Annotated in this window: 4 protein-coding genes; 1 reads left to right on the top strand and 3 read right to left on the bottom strand. The window is 37.4% G+C overall.

Annotated elements, in window-relative coordinates; translation table 11 throughout:
• Positions 1–636, bottom strand: a 636-nt coding sequence (locus ABX784_RS16865) for an MATE family efflux transporter (protein WP_372656231.1), incomplete at its 3' end; no start/stop codon positions are given.
• 118 nt (positions 637–754) lie between these two features.
• On the opposite strand from ABX784_RS16865, the gene ABX784_RS16860 reads away from it, so the two are divergent.
• A complete protein-coding gene (locus tag ABX784_RS16860) occupies positions 755–1405 on the top strand; it encodes a glutathione S-transferase family protein (protein WP_372656230.1) in 651 nt (216 codons plus the stop codon).
• Between the two features lie 41 nt (positions 1406–1446).
• On the opposite strand, the gene ABX784_RS16855 is transcribed toward ABX784_RS16860, so the two are convergent.
• On the bottom strand, positions 1447–2037 hold the full coding sequence (locus ABX784_RS16855) for an Hsp20/alpha crystallin family protein (RefSeq protein WP_372656229.1): 591 nt from the start codon (positions 2035–2037) through the stop codon (positions 1447–1449).
• Positions 2038–2118: 81 nt separating this feature from the next.
• A partial coding sequence (locus ABX784_RS16850; protein WP_372656228.1) for a hypothetical protein occupies positions 2119–2500 on the bottom strand: 382 nt, incomplete at its 5' end.

Here is a 2500-nt window from a genome sequence, read left to right as displayed (position 1 = left end):
GACTGCAGCGATTAGAGTAAAGAATCTAGAAAAAGCTGTCGCCACTGCCGCACCTTTTAATCCCATTGCAGGAATTGGACCAAGGCCAAAAATAAAAATTGGATCAAAGATAAAATTACCTAGGCCAGCTACTGCCATAACCATTGCTGGAAACTTAGTATTTCCCATTGCTCTAATAATACTATTTCCAGTCATAGGAACTACAATAAGAGGAATAGATAAATACCAAACACGCATGTACTCAGCGATCATTGGAATAAGATCTTTAGGAGCTCCCATAAATAGGAACAGAGGCTCTATAGTCATCTCACCAATAACGGTAAGAATTAGACCTAAGACCACAACCATTGAAATACTATCTGTGGCGTAGCGAGAGACTTCGTCCGATCTCCCAGATCCTAGCGCCATAGAAACAAATGACGTTGCGGCAATTCCGATACCAAAAGCAACAGCTCCTACCATTAGAGGAATAGGAAATGTAAAGGCCACAGCTGCTAGCTCTCTATGTCCAAGCTTACCAATATAATAAGTGTCTACGAGGTTGAATATAATTATTGAGAATACACCGAAAATCATAGGCCCTGCGAGAGAGACTAGCTGACTGCCGATATCTCCTTGCGTCAATCGTGCTTTCATCACTGAGTTATAACACCTCAGGAGAAGTTTGCACAATCTTAACAAACGAATTACTTAGACATAACACTGCCTACTTCTAACTCTCCTATACTAATTTTAGATTTCATAAGGAGAAAAAGTGAAACCTCTAGAACTTATAAGCTTTGATTTATGCCCGTTTGTTCAAAGGTCAATAATAACTCTTTTGAAGAAAGACATTAAGCACAAAGTCACACACATCGACTTAAAGGATAAGCCAGAGTGGTTTCTAAAAGTTTCTCCTCTTGGAAAAGTACCCTGCTTAAAAGTTGGTGATGAAATACTTTTTGAAAGCGCTGTCATCAATGAATTTCTAGATGAGATTACCGGAGGAGAATTCCTCCCGAAAAATCCTCTAGAGAAGGCCAAGCTTAAAGCGTGGTCCGAGTATTGTTCCGCCCTAACAATGACTCAATTCGCTGCGATGGCAGCAAAGGAAAAAGAAAGTTATGAAAAGAATATTGAATTATTTAAAGTTCAGCTTGGACGACTTGAAGAACATGCTTCAGGAGGTTCAACATTCGATCCTTCAGGTTTCACTCTCACCGATACCTGTATACTCCCAGTCCTACAAAGGACGAAGTTTCTAGATGATTACTTTCAAACTAAGATTCTAGCAAACTATCCAAAGCTAACAAGAATAGGTCTTGCACATTTGGAACAATCTTATGTGCAAGACTCAGTCCCAAGGGACTTTAATGTAAAATTATTGAATTATTTAAATAATGCCGACGTTTACTTGGTTGAGTAAACTTTTATTGATCTGAAAGAGAGGATTCTCTCCCCTCTCTTTCAGATTTTTGGGAACTTTATAGTTAAGATGCCCTTGTCCTTATCATGATCCAATTTAAAATCATTTTGATCAACTCCTCTCGGAAGTGATCTGGACTGATTAAAAGAAGATCTAAACGAACTTGTTACAGACCCTGTTTTATCTTCGTTAACAATAGTTCCTGAAACTACAAGGTGCCCGTCTTCAACTTGCACATTGATTTCATTTTTTTCAGAAGAGCCTACTTCAATATCATAGTAGTAGAATTGATCATCTTCTCTTTCAGTAATATCTCCACCGGCCATAGAAGTTGTAAAACTTTGAATACCTTGTGCTAAACCGCCAAAGAATGAAGAAGCGTTTCTCGCATCTTCTTCAGCGTCAGCGATCTCTTGATCAAATTGTTTTTTGATATCTTTGAATTTCTCATCAAAGTCCGCAAAGAAATTTGGAATATTAATTCCTTGATTTAGCTTTTTAATCTCTTTTCTAATTTTAACCATCTCCGCTCTTTCGGCCTGAATAGAGTTATTCATGATAGTGTAAGTAATTGAACAAGAGAAAATAGCTCCTAAAGTAAATGCACCTATATAACCAAGCTTGTTTTTCATAAGACCTCCAGATTTTAAATCTATAATATTTTATAACTATTGAAGGTAAAAAAAAACCTTCTTTGTAGAAGGTTTAATTAATTATTTAATAGAGATGTATTTCTTAGAGTCGGTATCATATTTTAAAAGAACCATCTTTCCTCGTGAGATAACGGAAGCGACGTGGTTGGGTCCATCATTTTCTAGAACAAAGGTAGTTAGAAGTTTAATACTAGGACTTCTTCTATCGCCTTGCTCCTCGGCAGTGAGGATTACATGGTAATCAATTGCTAGTTCATCAGATCCCTCAGAAAAGATTAAGTGGGCCACAGGTAGTCCTCTTAGTAGTCCATTATCACCTTGCTCTATTATTATCTTTGCTGGGAAATCAACAGAAGACTCTGAAGAGTTGTACCAATCGAATTGAAGTACTTCTAATTTACCACTTGATCTAAGAAGAAAGTGAACGTCACCGGCTTCAATG

Origin of the sequence: Halobacteriovorax sp., assembly GCF_041587335.1 — a bacterium.
GTDB lineage: Bacteria > Bdellovibrionota > Bacteriovoracia > Bacteriovoracales > Bacteriovoracaceae > Halobacteriovorax.
The sequence above is the reverse complement of the archived record's forward strand: the minus strand, read 5'-3'. Positions and strand labels throughout refer to the sequence as shown.